The organism is Actinomadura sp. 7K507, assembly GCF_004348425.1.
GTDB lineage: Bacteria > Actinomycetota > Actinomycetes > Streptosporangiales > Streptosporangiaceae > Spirillospora.
Genome location: NZ_SMKK01000114.1, coordinates 1 through 20476 on the forward strand (window position 1 = coordinate 1; position 20476 = coordinate 20476).

The following is a 20476-nucleotide window of genomic DNA, read 5'->3' on the forward strand; positions in this document are numbered from 1 at the left end:
ACCCACTTCAAATGAACATATGTATCTATACGTTCATGAGGACGTACACAAACTGGCGCAGCTCGACCCTCCCACCTCGCTCCAGGACGGGTCAGGTGCGCGGGATTCGGCGGTATGCCTCGGGGGTGAGGGTGCGGGTAGAGGTCCAGTAGTCCAGCAGCGGGAACGGCCAGCACTGCGACACACGGCCCTTGCTGTTCTTGTACCAGCTGCTGACCTCGGCCGCACCCCAGGCCATCCGCTTGTTCTCGGCGTCGACGGCGTCGTTGTAGCCGAGGTAGGCGTCCTCGCGGCAGTCGAGTGCGGCGTCGCCGTCGCGGACCAGGCTCTCGACGGCTTTGACGATGTACTCGACGGCGAGTTCCGTGAACAGGACGGTGCTTCCGTTGACGACCAAGTTGGTGTTGGGGCCGTACACGCAGAACAGGTTGGGGAAGTGCGGGACGGTGATGCCCAGGTAGGCCCGTGCGTCGCCGTCCCAGAACTCGTGGAGGTCCCGCTTCCCGGTGCCGGTGACCCGCATCGTCGACAGGAACTCCGACGCCGTGAACCCGGTGCTGTAGATGACGGCGTCGAGTTCGTGCAGGGCGCCGTCCGCGGTGCGGATCCCGTCCTCGGTGAACTCGCTGATCCGGTCCGTCACGAGAGCGACGTCGTCGCGCTTGAGGGTTCGCGCCCAGCTCCCGTTGTCGCGCAGCAGCCGCTTGGCGCCGGGCGGGTACGCCGGGACCACGTGGGGAAGCAGGTCCGGGCGGTCGGCGAACTGCGCGGTGAGGTGGTCGGTCAGGGCCACCCGCAGGACCTCGTTCGCCTCGGAGACCGAGCCCTCCTTGGTCCAGTCGGGGTCGACCTCGACGAAGCGGCGGCGGCCCTCGACCGACGTCCAGAACTGCAGGAACCGGTACCAGCGCGCGTAGTACGGCACGTTGCGGAAGAGCCAGAGGAGTTCTTCCTCGATCTCGTCCATGTAGCGGGGGGTCGGCAGCGTCCACGGGGGGTTGCGCTGGAAGACGGTCAGGTGCTCGACCTGTTCGGCGATCGCCGGGACGACCTGGAAGCCCGATGCGCCGGTGCCGACGACCCCCACCCGCAGCCCGGTCAGGTCGACGTCGTGACGCCAGCGTGCGGTGTGCCAGGTCTCCCCCTGGAACCGTTCCCGGCCCGGGAACTCCGGGACCAGGGGCTGGTTGAGCTGCCCGACCGCGCTGACGACGGCGTCGAAGACCTCGGTGGTCTCGGTTCCGTCGGCCGCGCGGTGGCGCACATTCCAGTTCGCGGCCGGCTCCTGGAAGTCGAGGGCGACGATGTGGGTCGAGAGCCGCAGGTGCGGGGCCAGGCCGGCGTCCTCGGCGAACTTCACGAAGTAGTCCTGGATGGACTCGCGGCTGGAGAAGTAGCACGGCCAGTCCGGCTTCTGCGCGAACGAGTAGCTGTAGGCGTAGTTGTGGGTGTCGAGGCGGCATCCGGGATAGGTGTTCTCGTACCAGGTCCCGCCGACGTCGGGGTTCTTGTCGAAGACCACGACGTCCACTCCGGCCTGCTTGAGCCGGTGGGCGGCGACGAGCCCGGACAGGCCCGCGCCGATGACGGCGACGCGGAAGTCCCGCTCGGGGTCGAGGTCCTTCAGCTTCCACGCGGGAGCCGCACCGTCGCGGGGGAGGTCGAGCTCGTGCGCGAGGAGGGGAAGGTAGGACTCGTCCGCGCCGTGGGCGATGAAGTCCAGGAGCCTGCTCAGCCGGGCCGGTGTCGGCTCGGGCGCGGCCGCGACTCCGGAGTCGCGGAGGCGGCGCAGTCCGTCGAGGCAGAGTCCGCGCGCTCGCCGCTGCCGCTCCTCGTCCAGTCCGCCCTGGTAGAGGGCACCGGCGGGCGGGATCACCGAGTCGGGCCGCAGGGCGGGGTCGATGAAGGCGTCGTCGTCCAGGATCTGGGCCAGCGCGGCGAGGAGGGCGGGAAGGTCCGCGGTCGCGACCGCGTTCCGGAGCCTCTCGTCGCTCCACTCGGCGTCGTCGGGCGAAGGGGCGGTGGCTCGGTCAGCGGCGTCCTGGTCCATGGTGAAGTCCTTCGGTGGGTGAGAGAAAGCCGAGGAATGAAAGCCGGGGAACGAGAGCCGGCGAGCGAGGCCGGCGCCCCGGGCGGTTTCAGCTCGAGAGCGCGGGCCGGTCGTGGTCCTGCCGCCGCCATGCTTCGGGGAGCCAGGGGACGAGGTGCGCGAGCTCCGCGAACGTCTCGGGCTCCCGGCCGGCCGGTGCCGCGGCGGCCACGTACCGGTCGGGCCGGACGAGGAGCGTCACCGGCTCGGCACCCGGACCGGCGAAGGCGCCGGACTCGTCGGTGACGACGACCGGGGCGTCCGGGGCGCCGGGTTCCGCGCCGAGGCGGATGATCTCCACCCCGGCGCCCGGTCCGGCACCGAACCGCAGGGCGTTCCACTCCGGGCCGAGCACCGTGTCCAGCGGTGCGGTGCCGCCCTCGGGCAGGCGCACCGTCGGCTGGGGGAGGGAGCGGCCGACGAGGTCCGTGACCGCCCGGGGAAGGCCGCCCGGGGCGGGGGCGACGCAGCCGCGCGCGAAATGCGGTTGCTTGAGGAACCTCATGCCCGTGATCCAGCGCTTCAGCGGGGGCACCAGGCCGGTGCCGCGCAGCAGCAGATCGCGCGCCACGGTGATCTTCGGATCGGTGCTCATGACGATCAGCCCGATGCGCCGGGAGATCTCGACCATCTGCACGGCGTGCGGCCGCCGTTCGGTCTCGTACGTGCCGACCAGCGCGTCCGTCCCGGTGCCCTGGACGGCGGCGGCCACCTTCCACGCGAGGTTGGCGGCGTCGCGGATCCCGGCGTTCAGGCCCTGCCCGGCGAACGGAGGCATCATGTGCGCGGCGTCCCCGGCGAGCAGGACGCGACCACGCCGATAGTCCCGCGCGACGCGCTGGTGCGCAACGTAGACCCGCGCCCGCCGGATGTCGCCGGGGGCGACGCGACGGTGCAGGTACGGCTCGGTGAGCGTCGCCACCATGTCCGGGGTGGTCATCCGCTCGGCCGTCTCGCCGGACAGGAGCATGAACTCGAACCGGCAGCGCCCCCCTGCTCCCGGGACGACCACGGCGGGCCTGACGCCGTTGCAGTGGAACTCGGCGAACTTCTCGTGCTCGCCGGTGTTGAGGAGATCGACGACGATCCACTCCTCGACCTGTGTGGAGCCCTCCATCGGGATGCCGGACCGGTGCCTGATGGGGCTGCGGCCGCCGTCGCAAGCGATGACCCACCGGGCGTGTACGGCGGTCTCGCCCCAGGGCCCCCGGACCGTCGTCTCCACGCGGTCGCCGAGGTCGCGGGCGGAGACCGCCTCCGCCTCGAAGCAGAGCCGGACACGGTCGCGGTCCCGGGCGGCGCCGAGCAGCGACTCCTCCATCACCGGCTGGTCGAACTGGGACTTCGCCGGCTGGCCGAGGCGTGAACTCGCCGGGTGCACCTCGGCGAGCAGCCGCCCTCGGCGGCCGAAGTAGCGCGCGCCGGTGTCCATCAGCATCTCCGGGGCGAGGCGGCCCAAGACGCCGATCCCCTGCATCACCCGGAGCGTCTCGTCCGTGACGCTGATGGCGCGCGGCTCATCGCCGGTCCCCTGGTTCTTCTCCACCACCAGGACGCGGACGCCGTGGTCGGCGAGGAGGACGGCGGCGGTGAGCCCGGTCGGCCCCGCCCCGACGACCAGCACGTCGGTGTCGATGACGGGTTCCATCAGCGTTCGCGCTGGACGGTGTTGCGCAGGATTCCCAGCCCGGTGATCTCCACCTCCACGACGTCGCCGTCCGACAGCAGGCCCTGCGGTTCGGTGAACATGCCCACTCCGCCCGGCGTGCCCGTGACGATCACATCGCCGGGCGCCAGCCGGGTGAAGCCCGTGACGTGCGCGATCAGCTCGGGGATGCCGAAGTACAGGTCGCCGACGGACGCCTTCTGCCGCACGTCCCCGTTGACCCTTGTCTCCAGGACGAGCTCGTCGACGTTCCCGAGGTCCGCCGCGGGCACGAGGTAGGGACCGAACGCGCCCGTCCCCGGGAAGTTCTTGCCCGGGATCCACTGGCTGGTGGCTCGCTGCCAGTCACGGGCCGTGAAGTCGTTGTAGGCGCCGTAGCCGGCGATGTGGTCCCACGCGTCTTCCTCGCTGACGTGGAAGGCGTCCTTGCCGATCACCAGCGCGAGCTCGCCCTCGTAGTCGAACTGCGCGGTGGACGCGGGCATGCGCGCGGGACGCAGGTGGCCGATCTGGGTGTCGGCGAAGCGGGTGAAGACCGTCGGGGCCTTCTGCTCGGTGCGTCCCGTCTCCTTCTGGTGGTCGCGGTAGTTGACACCGATGCAGATGATCTTGCCCGGGTCGGTGATCGCGGGCAGGAACCCGCTCTCGGCCTCGGGGCGGGACGGAGCGTCCAGGTAGCGGTCCCCGACCTGGCCGAAGACGCCCGAGACCACGGCGTCGCGCAGGCCGGCCGCCAGGCCGAGCCCGGACGGGCCGAGGTCGTAGGCGGTCCCGTCCACGACCACGCCCCAGGTGGGCGATCCGTCGGGGGCGGTGAAGCTGGCGTGGTACATGTGCGTTCCCTTCGCTGGGAGGACGTGCGGCGGGCCGCGTCAGGCGAGGTAGGAGATGGCGTCGAGCAGCTTCTCGGTGGTCTGGTCGGCCTCGACGGCCATGCACTCGGCCGCGATCACGCGGTCCGGGCGCAGGAAGAGGACCGAGGACGGCTTGTCGTCGAACCACTTCTTGACCTGGCCCAAGGCGTCGCCGATGACCATGACGCCGTCGGGGGCGTCGGCGGCCGCCCAGTCGCGCTGCACCTCGGGCACCACCTGGACGAGGACCGCCCCGATACGCCCCAGCGCCTCGGCGGACTTCTCCGACAGGATCCGGTGCGGGCCGTTGTTCCAGGCCAGCACCGCCCACCGGGGGCCGATGACGTCGTCCAGCAGCTTCACGGCCCCGTCGGGAGCCGCGACCTTCGGCTGGATGAACAGCCTCCCGGCCGAACGGTTCTCGCCGTGTACCGGGATGACCGACCTGGACGCGCGGACCTCGGTCGTCACGATGGCGCCGCGCGTGAAGGTCGGCATCGGCTTGAAACGCATCGACGCGACGTAGCGCCTGACCGGCGGGACGTACTCGACCGCGGTTCCGACGAGGGTGCGGGCGACCTCACGCAGCCGGCCGCGGGAGGCGAACGCCTTGCCCATACCGACCGAGAGCTCCACCATGCCGCGCACGTGGTCGCGGCGCTCGACCTCGTAGGTGTCGAGCAGCGCTTCCGACGACGTGCCGTCCAGCACCGCGGCGAGCTTCCAGCCGAGGTTCACCGCGTCCCGGATGCAGGAGTTCCAGCCCTGACCGGCGTTCACGGGCATGACGTGCGCGGCGTCCCCGGCGATGAAGACGCGGTCGCGGCGGAAGACCGAGGCGATCCGCGCGTTGTGGGTGTAGACCCGGCGGCGGATGATGTTGAGCCGTTCGGGCGTGCTCACGTGGTCGGCGAGCAGGCGGCGGACGAAGGCGTCCGACTCGGCCAGTTCGTTGTCCTCGTCGTCGTCGAGCATGAACTCCCACCGGCGGATGCCGTGCGGCAGCCCGAAGGTCGCCCAGCTGCGGGCGGGGTCGGCCCCGAAGATCGCGTTGGGGGTGCCGAGCGGGTCGTCCGCGACGTCGATGACCAGGCAGCGGTCGGGCAGCGTGACGCCCTCGAAGTCGGCGCCCAGCCATTCCCGCGTGAACGAGCGGCCGCCCTCGGCGCCGACCATGTACTCGGCCGTGACCTGGCCGGTCTCGCCGCTGTCGACGTCCTTGACGGTGCACGTGACGTGCCCGGCGGTCTCCTCGATCTTGACGAGCTCCTGTCCGAACCGCACCTGCACGTGCGGGAAGCGGCCGAGACCGGCGAGCAGCTCGCGGTCGACGAGCGGCTGGATGAAGCCGTTGCGGCGCGACCAGCCGAACTCGTCGGTCCGGGGGGCGATCTCGGCGATGATCCGGCCCCGGGCGTTGACCGCCCGCACCATGTGCTGCGGGACGGTGTGCGGCAGGATCCGCTCGACGAGGTCGATCGCCTGCATCGACCGCAGCGCCTCGTCGTCGATGCCGATCGCGCGCGGGTAGTCGATGAGGTCGTGCAACTGTTCGATGATCAGCGTACGCACGCCGGAACGCCCGAGGAGGTTGGCCAGCATCAGCCCCGTGGGGCCGGCCCCGACGACGATGACCTGGGGGTCGGTGACACTCATGCTCGATAACTTCCGATCAGATGCCGGGTTGCGCGGGCCAGGAGGCCCAGGTCGGTGCCGAGACCGACGAAGTCGGCCCGCCCGGAGGCCGCCATGTCGCGGGCGTACTCGCCCGAGAGGCAGAAGATGCCGGTGCTGACGCCGGCCTCACGGGCGGTGGCGAGGACGGCGTCGATCGCCTCCCTGACCGGGCCGTCCTCCCAGTCCATGCGGGGAGGCTGCCCCATCGTCAGGGCCAGGTCCGCGGGGCCGACGTACACGCCGTCCAAGCCCGGCACGGTGAGGATGTCGCGCCGCCGCTCGACCCCCAGGGCCGACTCGATCTGGACGTAGGCGCGCACGGCCCCGTTCGCGGAGGCGCACAGGTCCGGTCCCTCGTACAGCCCGGGTCGCTGCGGGCCGAGGCTCCGCGCGCCGGCCGGCGCGAACTTCGCCGCGGCCACCACGGCGCGGGCCTGCTCGGCGCTCTCCACGCAGGGGGCGATGATCCCGCCCGCTCCCGCGTCGAGGACGGACCCGATGACGCCCGGGTCGATGCTCGGCACCCGGACCAGCGTGCGGGTCAGCGAGCCGGGCACCGAACGGATGATCCGGGTCGCCGAACCGAGATCGTGCTCGCCGTGCTGCATGTCCACGACGACACCGGTGAACCCGGCGGCCACCGCGTGCTCGGCGATCAGCTGGGACCCGACGCCGAGGTGCAGGAACGCGGGAGCGTTCACTTGCCCTCGTCCGGGGAGGCCGAGACCGCCGGCCTCGGGGCGTCGGCGTTGGTGAACACCGGCACGACACGGCGCGCGGCGATCAGCCACTCGCCGTCGGCGTTGTCGAAGGTGTCGTGGTACTCCCCCACGCTCGCGGGGGTCGCCGCGTTGGCGTGCGTGTCGCGGAACGCCACGTAGTAGGACGTCGAGCACAGGCGGCCGTCGTTCCAGAACACGCGGACGTTGCCGAGCACGTGACGGACCTTGCTGGGGTTGCTCAGCCGCTTGACGCCCCACTGCCTGATGGCCTCGCGCCCGACCATGGTGCCCATGGGCCCTTCGGAGCGGCAGTTCTCGGTGAACAGCTCCCAGAGGGTGTCGGCCTGGCCGTGGTCGTTGCGGAAGGCGTGCTCGGAGAGCAGCGCCATCACGGCCAGGCGGTCCTCGGTGCTGACCTTCGCGGTCGGTTCACTCATCGGTTCACTCATCGGTTCACTCCTCGGCGAAGCGTGCGGTCACCGACCCGACGCCGGTGATGTCGGCCCGGTAGAGCGGCCCGAAATCGAAGTCCATGATCAGACCGATCGAGCCGGTCAGCAGGAGCTCGCCCGCCCGCAGCGGGACGTCCTGCTCGCAGGCGGTGCGGGCGAGCCAGGCGATGGCGTTGACCGGGCCGTCCATGACGTTGCCGCCGACCCCGGAGGTGATCTCCTCGCCGTCGCGGGTGAGGGACAGGCGGACCTCGCGGAGGTCCACCTTCCCGTAGGGCTGCCTGGCGCCCAGGATGACCCCGGCGCACGCGGCGTTGTCGGCGATGGTGTCGACGATCTTCATGCCGTAGTTCTCGTAGTGGCAGTCGACCAGCTCGAACGCCGGTGCGATGTAGTCGATCGCGTCCTCGATCGCGGGGATGGACCAGGCGTGCAGGTCCTTCTTCAGGACGAAGGCGACCTCGGCCTCGATCTTCGGCTTGACGTAGTCCCCGGGAGCGAACACGACTCCGTCGCGGAAGACCATGTCGTCCATGATCGTTCCGTAGTCGGGCTCGTCCACGCCCGCCCTGGCCTGGACCCGCGGGTTGGTCAGGCCGACCTTGCGTCCGACGCGCCTGCGTCCCGACGCGATCTTGCGCTGGACGATCCGGCGCTGGATCTCGTACGCCGAGCCGACGTCGTCGTCGGCGATGAACTCGCGGACGAACGGCATCCGGGTCCGGTTGAGGTTCGCCTCCCAGAGGAGGTCGGTCACCTTCTCTAGTACGTCGCTCACGGCTGTTCCCGGAGGAATCGGAGGACCGCCTCGTTGAACCGTTCGGGCTCCTCCCACTGCGGCCAGTGGGCGGCCCCCTCCACGAGCTCGAACCGGCCGTGCGGCATCTTGTCGGCCAGCGCCCGCCCCACCTCGGGGTCGCCGGAAGGCTCGTGATCGGTCCAGATCAGCAGGGCCGGCAACGGCTGGTTCTCGTAGTCGGTGTCCGTGACGCTGTTGCGCCGCCTGGTCTCGGGGTCCTGGAGGGCGAGGATCGCGTTCATCGAGTCCAGGAACCCCGGCTGGGCGTAGATGGCCTGGCGCACTGCGATGAGCTCGTCGCTGATCGCCTCCACGTCGTGGATGACGACGTTGAGGCGTGCCCGGATGTTCTCCCAGGACGGGTCCTGCACCGACTGGCGCGACACGCTCTGGGCTCGCTGCATCCGGTCGGCCGGGATCATCCGCCCGCCGGGCGCGCTCAGGATCAGGGAGGCGAAGCGCTCGGGGCACTGCTGCGCCACCTTCAGGGCGATCCAGCCGCCGAGGGACTCGCCGCACAGGTGGGGCCGGTCCAGGTCGTAGTGGTCCATGAGCGCGAGCAGGTGCTCGACGTAGTCGGCGATCTCGAGCCTGCCCCTGGCCAGGGTCGAGTAGCCGTGACCCGGGTAGTCGTAGGCGATGATCTGGTAGTGCTCGCTGAGCGCGCGCAGGTTGTGCGTGAACGCCTCGATGTGCCCGCTCGTCCCGGCGAGCATGAGGACGGTCCGGGTGCCGGATCCCATGCGGAGCACCCGGGTGCGGGTCCCCGCGATCTCCGGGAACTCCAGGACGTGCGGCAGGTCGGCGATCTGCGACCACAGTGTCCGGTGGTGCACGCTGCGGATCGTCATGCGGCCGACCTCGCCGTCACCACGCCGAAGCCGGCGCCCCAGGGGACGGAGGGCCAGTAGCCCTCGTCCACCACCGAGTACCCGCCGAGTGCCGACAGCGAGGAGAACGCGGCCAGCCAGGTGCGCACCTCTTGCGCCCCGGACCCGCCCTCGCGCGTGACCCAGTCGTTCTGCCACGCGTCGGCTTGGCTCAGGTCACCGGACGCCAGGACGCGCAGGAGTTCGCGGTCGAAGGCATCGTTGACCGGCTTGGAGCCGCCCTCGCCGCGGGCGTGCGCGTGCGCCGCCTTCATGATCATGGCTTCGCGCTCGGCGCGCTGCTCGGGCGTGATGACGGCGCTGGTCAGCCGCGCCCGCACCGGGGCGGGTGCGGTGTCGAACACCGGGATCGGAGGGTCGTGCGATAGGCCGCCGGAGGCGAGGAAGAGCACTCGCTTGCCGAACTCCTTCGCCGTCGCGCCCATCGCCTCGCCGAAGAGGCGCATCCGCCGCATCGGGCCGAGCGGCAGGCCCACGCAGTTCACGAAGACGGGCACGAAGGGCTTGGTGAATCCCTTGCCGAAGATGAACTCCATCGTCTGGAGCATTCCGTGGTCGACCTTCAGCATTTCCGAGCGCGCCACGTCGATTCCCTGGGCCAGGACGCCCGCATGCAGCCGGCGCGCGGTCTCCGAATCAACGGGAAGGGGGCCTTTCGCCGTACCCCAGTCGCCGATGCCCTCCGCCTGCGCGCCGATGCAGAACGACGGCATCATCTCGTACAGGACCCCGTTGAAATGGTCGGGGCCGAACGAGACCACGATCTCGGGGTCGAATTCGGTGACGAATTCCTGGACGCGTCCGATCGCCGCGAGGATCTCTTCGTAGATCGTCCCGCCGGGATCGACCCGGCCCAGCGTCGGAGCGTGGCTCACCGCCGCCAGCGCGAAGCGCATGGGGCCTCACCTTCACTAGAATGTTGATTCCAGAATGACGATACTAGCAGCCGGTGACTCCGCGCAAGCCCGCCGTCCCCGGGCCCGGTCCCAGGCTCCGGCTCGCGTAGACTTCGCCCATGACTCGAGGCACTTCACGGCGGGCGAGGTCAGAGAACTCCAAGGAGCAGATCCTCCAGGCGGCCCTGCACCTCGCCGTGGAACGCGGCTACGAGGGCACGACGATGGCCGACGTCAGCGCCGAGTCGGGCCTGCCCATCGGCTCGGTCTACTGGCACTTCAAGAACAAGGAACAGCTCTTCGTCGAATTGCTGGAGCACAGCTACGCCGAATGGCTGAAGATCCATGCCGGCCCCATCGCCGTCCGCGACAAGGTGACCCGCGGCATCGCCGGTCCGGTCCGCGAAGACCCCGGTGGTTACTCGCGGGAGGAGGCCCTGCTGAAAGTCGCGATGATCCTGGCGCTGGACAAACATCTCGGCGGCCTCGGCGAGAACAGCGAGGTGCGGCGCACCTATGTGCGGATCCGCAGCAAGATGTTCGAGATCAATGTCAGGCATCTTGCCGACTCGCTGTCGCAGGACGTGGTCGAGGCGTTTCCCGAATTGCCGGAGAAGCTGGCCGTCCTCAGCCTCGCCCTTACCGACGGCTTCTACGTCCACGCCAACTCGGGGATCCGCATCGACTTCGCCGAGTACGCCGATCTCGCCGCCCAGGCACTCGAAGGGCTCGTCGACCGGTACGTGAAACTCGCGCACGAGCACAAGTCCGTCTCCGGCGAGCAGAACTCCGTCTCCGCCGGCGCCGGCTGACGGCCGCCGGAAAGGGCGCCGGAAAGGGCGCAGGCCGCGGGTGCGGTCAGACGCTGCGGGTCGCGCCTCCGTCCACGCGCACGTTCTGGCCCGTGATGTAGGTGGCGTGCTCCGAGGCGAGGAACCCCACCGTGCGGGCGACCTCGGCGAACGCGGCCGGGCGGCGCATCGGGATGTTCGCCACCCACTCGTCCGGGACCGCCGCCGGGTCGGCGACCGTGTACCCGGGGAGCACGTTGTTGACCCTGATGCCGTCGGCCGCCACCTCGGCCGACCACAGCTTGACCCAGGTCGTCATCGCGGCCCGCGCCACCATGGACGTCGGGAAGCGCGGCGAAGGCTCGGTGGGGGCGGCGCTGGAGACGTTGACGATCGCGCCGCCTCCCTGGGACCGCATGACCGGCAGCGCCGCCCTGCAGGACCGCACGACGTTGTAGAAGTACAGCTGGAAGCCGAGGGCCAGCTGCTCGTCCGTGAGCTCTTCGAGGGTGCCCTTAGGCCCGTGCCCGGCGCTGTTCACGACGACGTCGAGACGTCCCCACTCGCCGGCCGCGCGCTCCACCGCCGACTCGATCGTCCCCGGCGCGGTGTAGTCCCCGCGCACCGCCAGGCCGCCGATCTCGCGGGCGAGGTCGTCCACCGCCTCGCCGCGGGCCATCACCATGACGCGATGGCCGCGCGCCGCGAGCTCACGGGCCGTCGCCGCGCCGATCCCGCTGCTCGCGGCGATCACCAGTGCGGTCTTGTTCTCCTCGGTCACTTGGATCCTTCCTTGGTCAGGACACCGTGCGCGCCTGGGCGGTCCGCAGCGCCGGAGCCCGCCTGCTCGGCGCGGTCGGCGCGGTCGCCGCGGCGCACGTGGGCGTACAGGTACAGCAGCCCGATCGCCGAGAGCAGGAGCGGGAGCGCGAACACCGCGAAGGTCAGGCGCGGCGCCACCCCGGCGTCGAAGAACGCGCCGCCGAGCGTCGGAGCGCTGATGCCGCCGATGCGCCCGACCCCCATGACCAGCCCGAAGCCGGTCGAGCGGACCTTCTCCGGGTAGAGCAGGGGCACCGCCGCGTAGAAGCCCGTCGTCGCGGCGCTCAGAAAGAACGAGGTGACGGCGATGACGAGGAAGGGAACCATCTGGACGGTCGCCGCATGGCCGAAGAAGGCGAGGCAGCCCGCGCCCAGGACGATAACGACCGCGGTCATCCGGTAGATGTTGCGCCGCGCGATGACGACACCGAAGAGCGCGACCCCGATCACGCCGCCGATGCCGTACCACGACATGGTCTGCGCGGCCACCGAGCGATCGCCCGTGACGTCCGCCATGTACTTGGCGGCCCAGTTCGTCGTGAAGTAGAAGCTCACCATGAACAGGAAGTAGGCCAAGCTCGCCATCAGGGTGTTGCGCAGGAGCCTTCCCCGGAGGACCTCGGAGAACGGCGCCCTCTTCTGGGTGAGGTTCTCGCTCTCCGGGAGGGCGCTCACAGGCTCGAGACCCATCCGCCCGAGGAGCTTGTTGAAGCGCTCCAGCGCGCCGGCCTTCCGGGACGAGGCGATGTAGGCCAGCGACTCGGGCACCATCAGATGGACTAGGACGATGCCGAGGATCGCGCCTCCGAGGCCCAGGCCGAAGGCGAAGCGCCACCCCTGCTCGTCCAGCACGGGCCCGACGAAGGACGAGCCGACGACCGTCCCGATGGGGATGCCGGCGGCGTACCCGGTCATGACGATCGGGTAGACGCGTGCGTTGGTGTACTCGGAGAAGATGACGGCCACGACGGCGATGAGGGTGCCGATCCCCGCGCCGGTCAGGATTCGGCCGGCGGTCAGGGTGCCCAGGTCCCCGGCGAAGGTGGAGACCGTCATGCCGGCCGCCACGATGTAGGACCCGAGAAGGGCCGTGGCCCGGCGGCCGATCCTGTCGCCCAGCGGTGCCAGCCCGACCGCTCCGATGAACAGGCCGACGAGCGCGCCCGACATCGCCAGGCCGAGCTCCTTGGACGAGATTCCGAAAGTCGTCGGCGATGTACGGCGACGAGAACGAGGTCAGTGCGATGTCGTAGCCGTCCAACACGACCAGGAGCAGGCCGATGGCCACCGTCCGCCACTGCATCGGCGACATCTTCCGGGTCTTCAGGGTCTCGAACACCCCTACCGCTGCCATGTCCCCATCTCCTCCTCGATTGCGATCGAGCGTCACCAGGGTTACCCGAGGCAGGCTCTAGAATCGTCCGTCTAGAATGACGGTTCTGGAACCGTAACGAAGGCCACAGCCAGCGTCAATAGGGTGGAGTTCACCCGGAAGTCACCCGTGGGGGATGTTGTCCGGGTCGGGAACCGGTCAGCAGATCCCGGGGCCGCGAGCCGTCGCCGGTCAGTCCGTCATGACGGCGCGCCGGACGCAGTCGCGGAGCAGGGCGCGGCGTTGCCCGTGCACTTCAGGGGGTTCCTCGGCGGTCGCCGCGTAGACGTTGCTGACGGGCGACCAGGCCATGGACATGGCGATGACCATGGCCATCACGTCGAACGGGTCGCCCTCGCGCACGTGGCCGACGGCCTGGGCGCCGGCGATGGCGCGCAGCTTGCCGTCGTCGACGCGGGCGTGGTCGTCGACGAGATGAGCGGCCGGCCGGCGCTCCAGGCGAGCCCAGGTGGCCAGCCGGATCAGGTCCGGGCGCCGCAGGTACTCGTCGTAGAGGCGGACGGCCCAGTCCGCGAGGTCGGTGGCGTCGATCGGCACGACGTTCATGATCCGCTCCAGCGAGCCGGAGAAGACCGCGTCGAAGAGCTTCTCCTTGTTGCCGAAGTAGGCGTAGAGCTGCGCCTTGTTGGTGCGTGCGGTGGCCACGATCCGCTCGATGCGCGCTCCGGCGATTCCTCGCTCGGCGAACTCCTGGGTCGCCGCGTCGAGGATGCGCTGGTAGGTCGCCGCTCCGCGCGCGGTCAGGGACTGGTCCACCATGCCCCCGAAGATACCAAACAGAACGGTTGGTTTGCTTTGCGGGCGAGCCGTGCCTACCGTGAACCAAACAGAACAGTCTGTTTAAGGAGAAGAGCTGTGCGAACCACTGTCGGCTGGCAGGCGGACGGGCCGACCGCGACGCTGCGGCGCACGCCGCTGAACCGCCGCGATCTGCGTCCCGACGACCTTGCCGTCCGCGTCGATTACTGCGGCGTGTGCCACACCGATCTGCACGCCCTCGACGGCGACGCGGCACGTCCGCTGGTGCCGGGGCACGAGTTCACCGGGGTGGTGACCGACACCGGGCCCGCGGTCACCCGCTTTTCCGCCGGCGACCCCGTCGCGGTCGGCAACATCGTCGATTCCTGCGGCCACTGCCCCATGTGCCGGGCCGGTCAGGACAACTTCTGCCGCGCCTTCCCGACCCTGACCTACGGCGGCACCGACCGCCAGGACGGCACGACCACCCTGGGCGGCTACTCACGCGAGTACGTCGTCCGCGACCGGTTCGCCTACCCCCTCCCCGCCGACCTGGACCCGGCCGCCGCCGCTCCCTTGCTCTGCGCCGGGATCACCGTCTGGGAACCCCTGCACACGCTGGGCGTAGGTCCTGGCAGCCGGGTGGCGGTGGCGGGGCTGGGCGGCCTGGGCCATCTCGCGGTCAAGCTGGCGGTGGCGCTGGGTGCCGACACATCGGTCATCAGCCGCTCCCCCGGCAAGGCCGGGGACGCACGCCGTCTCGGAGCGCGCACGACCATCGTCTCAACGGATCCGGAACAGATGGCCGAGGCCCGTGACCGGTTCGACGTCGTCATCGACACCATCTCCGCGCCGCACGACCTTGGCCCGTACCTGCGGCTCGTCGCCATGGACGGCACGCTCAGCCACCTTGGGCACCTCGGACCCGTCACCGTGGAGACCACAGACCTGCTCATAGGGCGCAAGAAGCTCAGCTCCGCGGGAAGCGGCGGCCGTCCCGCCACGGCCGCCATGCTCGCCTTCTGCGCGGACAACCGCATCACCGCCGACATCGAGACGCTCCCTTCGACCCGCGTGAACGAGGCCCTCGACCGCCTCCGGCGCAACGACGTCCGCTACCGCTTCGTCCTCGACATGTCCGACCTGGACTAGACGGAGGCCGTCGGCGGCGCCGTGCGCGGGGTGCCGCCGGTCGGCTGGTGGTCGTCGATCCGGTGACCGGCGTGGTCTCGGGCCATCAGCCGACGGGCGGCCGCCAATGCCGGCTGGGTTTACGGCTCCGGGTTCTGCATGAGGGCCAGGACGGCTCCGGACGGGTCCTTGATGACGCAGTACGAGCCGGGGCCGTCTCCCTTGATGCCCGTGACGACGCTGCCGCCGAGTTCCTCGCACTTGGCGACCCTGGCGTCCAGGTCGTCGACGGCGATGTAGGCCAGCCACTGGGGCGGCAGGTCGGCGTTCTCGCCCTGGCGCTGGCAGACTCCCGCGACGGGGACGCCGTCCGCGCCGGTCATGAAGTAGTCGTCGTTGTCGTCGTAGTTCTCGCCGTTCTTCAGGCCCGAGACGCCCCAGCCGACGACGGCGGCGTAGAAGTCGCGCAGGCGTGGGGCGTCGGGGACGGTGAGGTCGAGTCCGACGATGCCTAGGTTGGTCATCGCTCCGGTGTCCTTTCGTCGAGCATCCATGAGCGCCAGTGGCCGTCGAGGCCGTCGAGGCGCTTTCGAGCGGGGCCGTAGGCGGCGAGGCTGGCCCAGAGGACGCCCATTTCCAGGGCGATGAACACCAGGCCGTCGTCGAGCTGGTCGACGGTGGCGAGCAGGACCTTTTCGGGGCGGTGCAGCAGAACCTCGCCGGAGAGGGATTCGCCCGTGGGCAGGGTCGTGGTGTAGCGGTCGCCGGTGACGCCGTGGGAGGTCAGGATGGTGTCCCAGGCGGTCGCGGGGCCGGTGGCGACCGCGGAGCGGCGCGGCTGCCCCCGGTGCCGTTCCAGGTAGTGGCGCAGGATGAGCAGGAAGACGTCCCAGCCGTGGTCGGTGCTGTCGTAGATGTCGTCCCAGTCGTCGGTGGCGGGGAAGCCCGAGTGCACCAGGCGCAGGACGGTCTTGCCGCCCCGGGCCTCGATCGTCCACTCCTGGACGGTGGGCTCGTCGAGCGGCGGGAAGTCGTCGGACGGCTGGTCGACCAGGCGCAGGCGGCGGCCGGGCTCCCACCGGTCGATGCGGCTGACGCCCTCCGGCGTGCCCTCCCAGCCGACCGTGACCGTGCCGCCCTCGCCGGGGGTGACCTGGGCCTGGGCGGCGTACCAGCGGGTGAGTTCGTCGCCGTCGGTGACGGCCCGCCATACCTGGTCGGCGGTGGCGTCTATCTCGATCTCGTGGTGGTGCTCACGCGTCATCGAGTCCTCCGTGGCTGGGCGGCGGCCTCGGCGGCCGCCTGCTCGGGCGTCTTGGTGATCACGGGATGCGCGCCGATCACCACCCGGTGCCGCCGCACGCGGGCCTCGTCGGGCCGGTGGTAGTCGGCGGCCAGCCGCCGGACCGCATCCGCCAGCCGCTCGGTGAACTCGTGCATCTGCGAGGGTGAGGCGAAGTCGATGTCGACCTCGGTGGTGAAGGTGAGGATCGGCTTGCCCGCGGCGGCGGCCCGCTCGCGCAGGACGGCCACGTCGTCGGCGAGCCGCGAGGCGGCCGTGAGCAGGTAGGCGCTGGAGAACCGGTCGGTGCCGACCGCGCGGACGCGGCGCTCCACGAAGCCGCGCCGCTGCCGCTCGTCGACCTGCTCGACGAGGCCGAGTCGCTCCAGCACCCGCAGGTGGTAGTTGACCTTCTGCCTCGGCATGTCCAGGCGCCGCGCCAGGTCGCTGGCCGAGGCGGGGTCCGTCAGGTGCTCCAGCAAGGTGCGCCGCAGCGGCGACACACCAGGCGGGACCGACTTCGGTGCAGGCTCCGGGGCGGCTTCACTCACCTCCCCACCGTAGAATTGACAATTTCATTTGTCAATTGGCCGGTGCGAGGTCGTCCGGAGGCGGCAACCGCTACGGCGGCGCCGTTCCGGGGTGGGGTCAGGAGCGTGCTCGGGCCGCGATCCTGTCGACGTCGGCGCGCTCGGCGGGCGGCAGCGGCCTGATCGCGGACGCCTCGCCGAGCAGGCGCGCGGCCTCACCGGCGTCGCCCTCCAGGGACGCCGCGCCGGCGAGCCCCTCGGTGGCCAGCGCCACGGCACGCGGGTCGTCGGCGCCGCGGGCCAGGGCCAGGCTCTCCTCGTGGCGGGCGCGGGCCAGGGCGGCGTCACCGCGCAGTTCCGCGACGAAACCGAGCTCCGCGAGGACATAGGCGAGGCCGGAGCGGTAGCCGTCCGAGCGGTGGGCCACTTCGGCGGCGCGCAGATGCTCCTCGGCGCTGTCGAGTCGGCCCTGCCGACGCGCGGAGGCCCCCAGGCCCACTCGCGCGTGGACGACCCCGTGGTGGAACGATCGGTCGCGCGCCACCCGCATCGCGCGCTCGTAATGGGCGTCGGCTCGTTCGAAGTCCCCGGCCAGCGCGGCGATCCTGCCGAGCTGGGAGATCTCCTCCACGACGAGCGGCCAGAGCTGCAGTTCCTCGGCCGAGGCCAGGCCCGTCAGGTGCAGCCGTTCCGCACGGCCGTAGTCCCCGTCCACCTCCGCGAGCACGCCGAGCAGTTGCAGGACGCGCGACTCGCCCCACCGGTCGCCCTCCTCGCGGAAGAGCGCCAGCCCTTCGTCCCCGGCACGGCGCGCGGCCTTGAGGTTCCCGAGCCGCAGCGACTCCCAGCCGAGGACGGAGAGCGCCGCCGCCGTGCCCCAGCGGTCGCCGAGCCTGCGGAAGTCCTCCAGCGCCTCGTTCACGATGCCGATGGCGGCGGGGAGGTCACCGCCGTCGGCTCGGGCGAACCCCAGGAGCCAGCGCTCGCGCGCGGACAGGTCCCCGGTGGGCTCCACCGGTTCGACCGGCATGCGCTCCCACGCCTCCAGGGCGGCCCGCCAGACCAGGGCGCCGGCCCGCGACCCGCCCGCGGGGGCGTCGGCGTCGAGGGCCCGGCCGAACGAGCGGTGCGCCTCGCGGTACCGGCCGCGCAGGAACCAGTACCAGCCGAGCGACCCGCACAGCCGCAGCGCGAACTCTCCGTCGCCCCGGTCCAGCGCCCGGTCGAGCGCGGCACGCAGGTTCGCGGTCTCGGCGTCCAGGCGGCGCAGCCATTCCCGTTGCCCCGGGCCGCGCAGCCGCAGGTCGGCCTCCTCCGCGAGCCGCGCGAAGTGGCCAGCGTGGCGCTCGGCGTACTCGGCCGCCTCACCCGCCTCGTCCAGCCGCTCGTGCGCGTACGCGGCGACGCTCTCCAGCAGCCCGAACCGCCGCGGCCCGGCCTCGTCGGCGGACAGTAGGGAGTCGACGGACAGGAGGGAGCGGTCGGCCAGGGCCGCCACCGTCCCCGCGACGTCTCCCGGCGCCACCCCCGGACCCGAGGCGACCGCCTCCGCCGCGGCGAGGTCGAACCCGCCGGCGCAGACCGACAACCGGCGCAGCACCGCGCGTTCGCGGCCGTCCAGCAGGTCCCAGCTCCAGTCGAAGGCGGCGCGCAGCGTGCGGGTGCCCGAGCCCAGCAGCCGGAACCGGTCGTCGAGCCGCGCCGCCACCTCCCCCAGGCCGAGGGTCCGGACCCGCGCGGCGGCCAGTTCGATCGCCAGCGGCAGCCGGTCGAGCCGGAGGCACAGCGCCGCGATGTCCGCGTCGTCGGCGGTGAAGCCGGGCGCGGCGTCCGACACCCGGTCCCTGAAGAGCCGGACCGCCGCGTCCCGGCCCAGGGGCGGCACCGGCCGTATCCGTTCGCCCGGCACAGCCAGCGGCTCCCGACCGGTGGCCAGGACCCGGAGCCCGGGCGCGGCCCCCAGCAGCGCCATGACCAGCCTGGACGCCGGTACGGCGAGGTGCTCGACGGTGTCCAGGACGAGCAGCATCCGGCGGTCGCGCAGGGCCTGGACCAACTCGCCCCGCACCCCGAGCGCCGCGGCTATACGGTCGGCCAAGCCTGTCGCGTCCTCGCGCTCCCCGCCGGGGTCGACGCCGGCCAGCTCGATCAGCCACGCTCCGTCCCCGTCGGTGCGCGCGGCCTCCAGCGCGAGCCGGGTCTTGCCCACCCCGGCCGGACCCGTCAGCGTGACCAGCCGGTGCGCGCGCAGCAGCTCCCGGACGTCGGAGACGGCCTCGTCCCGCCCGACGAGCGCGGTGAGCGGGACGGGAAGGTTCGACGCCGGCGGCTCCCCAGGCCCGGCCAGCGCCGGGTCCTGCCGGAGGACGGCCTGGTGGAGCGCCGCCAGCTCCGGGCCGGGATCCACGCCAAGCTCCTCGGCGAGCCTGTCCCTGATCTCGCGGTAGGCCGCCAGCGCCTCGGCCTGCCGTCCGTCCAGGTAGAGGGCGCGGATCCGGACGGCGTGCAGCCGTTCGCGGCGCGGATGGGCGGCCAGCATCGCCGCGAGCTCGTCGGCCAGCGCCCGGTGCTCGCCGCGTTCGACGCGCTGCTCGGCGAGCCCTTCGAACGCGGTGACGCGCTGCTCCTCCAGCCGTTCCGCGGCGGCTCGGGCGAACGGCGCCTCGGCGTACCCGGCGAAGGCGGGGCCGCGCCACAGGTCGAGGGCCTCCGCGTAGTGCGCGCGTGCGACCAGGTCACCGAACGCCGCCGCGTCCACCCGGGACGCTTCGACCCGCAGGCGGTACCCGTGCGGGACGGTCTCCACCAGCGCGCGGGCTCCGGGCTCGGCCAGCTCCAGGGCCCGCCTGAGCTGCGCCACTTTCGACTGGAGTGCTCCAGAGGCATGCGCCGGGGGCAGTCCCTCCCAGAGGTCCTCGATCAGGGTCTCCCCCGGCACCGCACGCCCGTGGTGGGCCAGCAGGTCGGCCAGCAGGGCGCGCACCTTGGCGCCGGGGACGGCGACCTCGTCTCCCGTGTCGGTCCACACGGACAGAGGGCCCAGCACCCCGAATCGCATGCCCCGATCGTAAGTGGACCGTCAGCCGATCATCAGCGGCTCCCCATAGCGTCGTCGGCGTCGAGCGGAACGAGAGCCGAGGAGCGAACGCGATGTCCCAGTCAGTCGTGATCTACCCGCAGCCGGGCGCCGACCCGGACAAGGACCGGATCGTGTTCGAGGGCGGTGGGCGCCGGGTGACGCTGGTCGCCGTCCCGGACGAGGAGGACGCGGCGCCGGTGGTCGCCGGGCTGGTCGACGAGGGCGCCGGTCTGATCGAGCTGTGCGGCGGTTTCGGACCGGTCGGCGCGGCGACGGTGATCGCCGGTGTCGGCGACCGGGTCCCGGTCGGCGCGATCGGTTACGGCAGCGAGTCGCTGGCCGCGATCTCCCGCTACCACCTGGCCTTCCTGGCCGGGGAGATCCAGTCGGACCTCTTCATGGCGCTGGTGCCGGGCGCCGACCCGGACCGGGACCGGATCGTCCGCGAGCACGGCGGCGGCGCCCGGTTCACCGCGGTCGCGGTGCCCGGCATCGAGGCCGCGGAACGGGTCGCCGCGCAGGAGACGGCCGGGCTGATCGAGCTGTTCGGCGGTTTCGGCGCCGACGCCGCGGCCCGGGTCCACGCCGCCGCCGGCGGCACCCCGGTCGGCTCGGTCGTCTTCGGCATCGAGTCAATGGACGCCGCAGCCGCCTTCCGAGCCTGA

At 71.5% G+C, this 20476-nt stretch carries 19 protein-coding genes; 3 read left to right on the forward strand and 16 right to left on the reverse strand.

Annotated elements, in window-relative coordinates:
- Nucleotides 1–91: 91 nt before the first annotated feature.
- The 9 genes from E1285_RS24590 to E1285_RS24625 form a co-directional block, all read right to left on the reverse strand.
- Nucleotides 92–2050 (reverse strand): NAD(P)/FAD-dependent oxidoreductase, encoded by a 1959-nt coding sequence (locus tag E1285_RS24590; RefSeq protein ID WP_132155980.1) that lies wholly within the window; start codon nucleotides 2048–2050, stop codon nucleotides 92–94.
- 88 nt (nucleotides 2051–2138) lie between these two features.
- Nucleotides 2139–3737, reverse strand: coding sequence for an FAD-dependent monooxygenase (locus tag E1285_RS24595; protein ID WP_132155982.1), 1599 nt, complete (start codon nucleotides 3735–3737; stop codon nucleotides 2139–2141).
- Complete coding sequence (locus tag E1285_RS46740; RefSeq protein ID WP_207946790.1) at nucleotides 3737–4588, reverse strand: fumarylacetoacetate hydrolase family protein; 852 nt, start codon at nucleotides 4586–4588, stop codon at nucleotides 3737–3739. The genes E1285_RS24595 and E1285_RS46740 overlap by 1 nt, the downstream gene beginning before the upstream one ends.
- Nucleotides 4589–4627: 39 nt before the next feature.
- Entirely contained in the window at nucleotides 4628–6265 is a 1638-nt protein-coding gene (locus E1285_RS46745) for a bifunctional 3-(3-hydroxy-phenyl)propionate/3-hydroxycinnamic acid hydroxylase (RefSeq protein WP_207946791.1), read from the reverse strand.
- Nucleotides 6262–6987, reverse strand: a complete 726-nt coding sequence (locus E1285_RS24605; RefSeq protein WP_165966743.1) for an aldolase/citrate lyase family protein — start codon at nucleotides 6985–6987, stop codon at nucleotides 6262–6264. Before E1285_RS24605 ends, E1285_RS46745 begins: the two co-directional genes overlap by 4 nt.
- Nucleotides 6984–7445 carry a nuclear transport factor 2 family protein gene (locus tag E1285_RS24610; protein ID WP_165966744.1) on the reverse strand — a complete coding sequence of 154 codons (462 nt, stop codon included), beginning with the start codon at nucleotides 7443–7445 and terminating at the stop codon, nucleotides 6984–6986. Before E1285_RS24610 ends, E1285_RS24605 begins: the two co-directional genes overlap by 4 nt.
- 16 nt (nucleotides 7446–7461) lie before the next feature.
- Nucleotides 7462–8238 carry a fumarylacetoacetate hydrolase family protein gene (locus tag E1285_RS24615; RefSeq protein ID WP_132155989.1) on the reverse strand — a complete coding sequence of 259 codons (777 nt, stop codon included), beginning with the start codon at nucleotides 8236–8238 and terminating at the stop codon, nucleotides 7462–7464.
- Nucleotides 8235–9110, reverse strand: a complete 876-nt coding sequence (locus E1285_RS24620) for an alpha/beta hydrolase (protein ID WP_132155991.1) — start codon at nucleotides 9108–9110, stop codon at nucleotides 8235–8237. Before E1285_RS24620 ends, E1285_RS24615 begins: the two co-directional genes overlap by 4 nt.
- On the reverse strand, nucleotides 9107–10045 hold the full coding sequence (locus E1285_RS24625) for a 3-carboxyethylcatechol 2,3-dioxygenase (protein WP_132155993.1): 939 nt from the start codon (nucleotides 10043–10045) through the stop codon (nucleotides 9107–9109). Before E1285_RS24625 ends, E1285_RS24620 begins: the two co-directional genes overlap by 4 nt.
- Before the next feature lie 119 nt (nucleotides 10046–10164).
- On the opposite strand from E1285_RS24625, the gene E1285_RS24630 reads away from it, so the two are divergent.
- Nucleotides 10165–10857, forward strand: a complete 693-nt coding sequence (locus E1285_RS24630) for a TetR/AcrR family transcriptional regulator (RefSeq protein ID WP_132155995.1) — start codon at nucleotides 10165–10167, stop codon at nucleotides 10855–10857.
- A gap of 46 nt (nucleotides 10858–10903) precedes the next feature.
- On the opposite strand, the gene E1285_RS24635 is transcribed toward E1285_RS24630, so the two are convergent.
- From E1285_RS24635 to E1285_RS24645, 3 genes are all read right to left on the reverse strand, one after another.
- Nucleotides 10904–11617: an SDR family oxidoreductase gene (locus E1285_RS24635; protein ID WP_132155997.1), complete on the reverse strand. Its 714-nt coding sequence runs from the start codon at nucleotides 11615–11617 to the stop codon at nucleotides 10904–10906.
- A complete protein-coding gene (locus E1285_RS24640; RefSeq protein WP_279510091.1) occupies nucleotides 11614–12855 on the reverse strand; it encodes an MFS transporter in 1242 nt (413 codons plus the stop codon). The genes E1285_RS24635 and E1285_RS24640 overlap by 4 nt, the downstream gene beginning before the upstream one ends.
- A gap of 367 nt (nucleotides 12856–13222) precedes the next feature.
- Nucleotides 13223–13810: a TetR family transcriptional regulator gene (locus tag E1285_RS24645; protein ID WP_132156001.1), complete on the reverse strand. Its 588-nt coding sequence runs from the start codon at nucleotides 13808–13810 to the stop codon at nucleotides 13223–13225.
- A gap of 96 nt (nucleotides 13811–13906) precedes the next feature.
- Between E1285_RS24645 and E1285_RS24650 the strand changes: the two genes are divergently transcribed.
- Nucleotides 13907–14941: an NAD(P)-dependent alcohol dehydrogenase gene (locus tag E1285_RS24650; RefSeq protein WP_132156003.1), complete on the forward strand. Its 1035-nt coding sequence runs from the start codon at nucleotides 13907–13909 to the stop codon at nucleotides 14939–14941.
- 119 nt (nucleotides 14942–15060) lie between these two features.
- Here the strand turns inward: E1285_RS24650 and E1285_RS24655 are convergent, their stop codons facing one another.
- From E1285_RS24655 to E1285_RS24670, 4 genes are all read right to left on the reverse strand, one after another.
- Nucleotides 15061–15444: a VOC family protein gene (locus E1285_RS24655; RefSeq protein WP_132156005.1), complete on the reverse strand. Its 384-nt coding sequence runs from the start codon at nucleotides 15442–15444 to the stop codon at nucleotides 15061–15063.
- Nucleotides 15441–16184: an SRPBCC domain-containing protein gene (locus tag E1285_RS24660; RefSeq protein WP_132156007.1), complete on the reverse strand. Its 744-nt coding sequence runs from the start codon at nucleotides 16182–16184 to the stop codon at nucleotides 15441–15443. Before E1285_RS24660 ends, E1285_RS24655 begins: the two co-directional genes overlap by 4 nt.
- Nucleotides 16181–16753 (reverse strand): helix-turn-helix domain-containing protein, encoded by a 573-nt coding sequence (locus E1285_RS24665; RefSeq protein WP_132156009.1) that lies wholly within the window; start codon nucleotides 16751–16753, stop codon nucleotides 16181–16183. Before E1285_RS24665 ends, E1285_RS24660 begins: the two co-directional genes overlap by 4 nt.
- Nucleotides 16754–16850: 97 nt before the next feature.
- Nucleotides 16851–19790 (reverse strand): BTAD domain-containing putative transcriptional regulator, encoded by a 2940-nt coding sequence (locus E1285_RS24670; RefSeq protein ID WP_132156011.1) that lies wholly within the window; start codon nucleotides 19788–19790, stop codon nucleotides 16851–16853.
- A 92-nt stretch (nucleotides 19791–19882) separates the two neighbouring features.
- On the opposite strand from E1285_RS24670, the gene E1285_RS24675 reads away from it, so the two are divergent.
- Entirely contained in the window at nucleotides 19883–20476 is a 594-nt protein-coding gene (locus E1285_RS24675; protein ID WP_132156013.1) for a DUF6506 family protein, read from the forward strand.

Excerpts from the sequence above, each read along its gene's own strand:
- E1285_RS24595 (WP_132155982.1), bottom strand. The coding sequence starts at position 3,737 with ATGGAACCCGTCATCGACACCGACGTGCTGGTCGTCGGGGCGGGGCCG.
- E1285_RS24590 (WP_132155980.1), bottom strand. The coding sequence starts at position 2,050 with ATGGACCAGGACGCCGCTGACCGAGCCACCGCCCCTTCGCCCGACGAC.
- E1285_RS24645 (WP_132156001.1), bottom strand. The coding sequence starts at position 13,810 with ATGGTGGACCAGTCCCTGACCGCGCGCGGAGCGGCGACCTACCAGCGC.
- E1285_RS24670 (WP_132156011.1), bottom strand. The coding sequence starts at position 19,790 with ATGCGATTCGGGGTGCTGGGCCCTCTGTCCGTGTGGACCGACACGGGA.
- E1285_RS46745 (WP_207946791.1), bottom strand. The coding sequence starts at position 6,265 with ATGAGTGTCACCGACCCCCAGGTCATCGTCGTCGGGGCCGGCCCCACG.
- E1285_RS24660 (WP_132156007.1), bottom strand. The coding sequence starts at position 16,184 with ATGACGCGTGAGCACCACCACGAGATCGAGATAGACGCCACCGCCGAC.
- E1285_RS24675 (WP_132156013.1), top strand. The coding sequence starts at position 19,883 with ATGTCCCAGTCAGTCGTGATCTACCCGCAGCCGGGCGCCGACCCGGAC.
- E1285_RS24655 (WP_132156005.1), bottom strand. The coding sequence starts at position 15,444 with ATGACCAACCTAGGCATCGTCGGACTCGACCTCACCGTCCCCGACGCC.
- E1285_RS24620 (WP_132155991.1), bottom strand. The coding sequence starts at position 9,110 with ATGACGATCCGCAGCGTGCACCACCGGACACTGTGGTCGCAGATCGCC.
- E1285_RS24630 (WP_132155995.1), top strand. The coding sequence starts at position 10,165 with ATGACTCGAGGCACTTCACGGCGGGCGAGGTCAGAGAACTCCAAGGAG.
- E1285_RS24610 (WP_165966744.1), bottom strand. The coding sequence starts at position 7,445 with ATGAGTGAACCGACCGCGAAGGTCAGCACCGAGGACCGCCTGGCCGTG.
- E1285_RS46740 (WP_207946790.1), bottom strand. The coding sequence starts at position 4,588 with ATGTACCACGCCAGCTTCACCGCCCCCGACGGATCGCCCACCTGGGGC.
- E1285_RS24625 (WP_132155993.1), bottom strand. The coding sequence starts at position 10,045 with ATGCGCTTCGCGCTGGCGGCGGTGAGCCACGCTCCGACGCTGGGCCGG.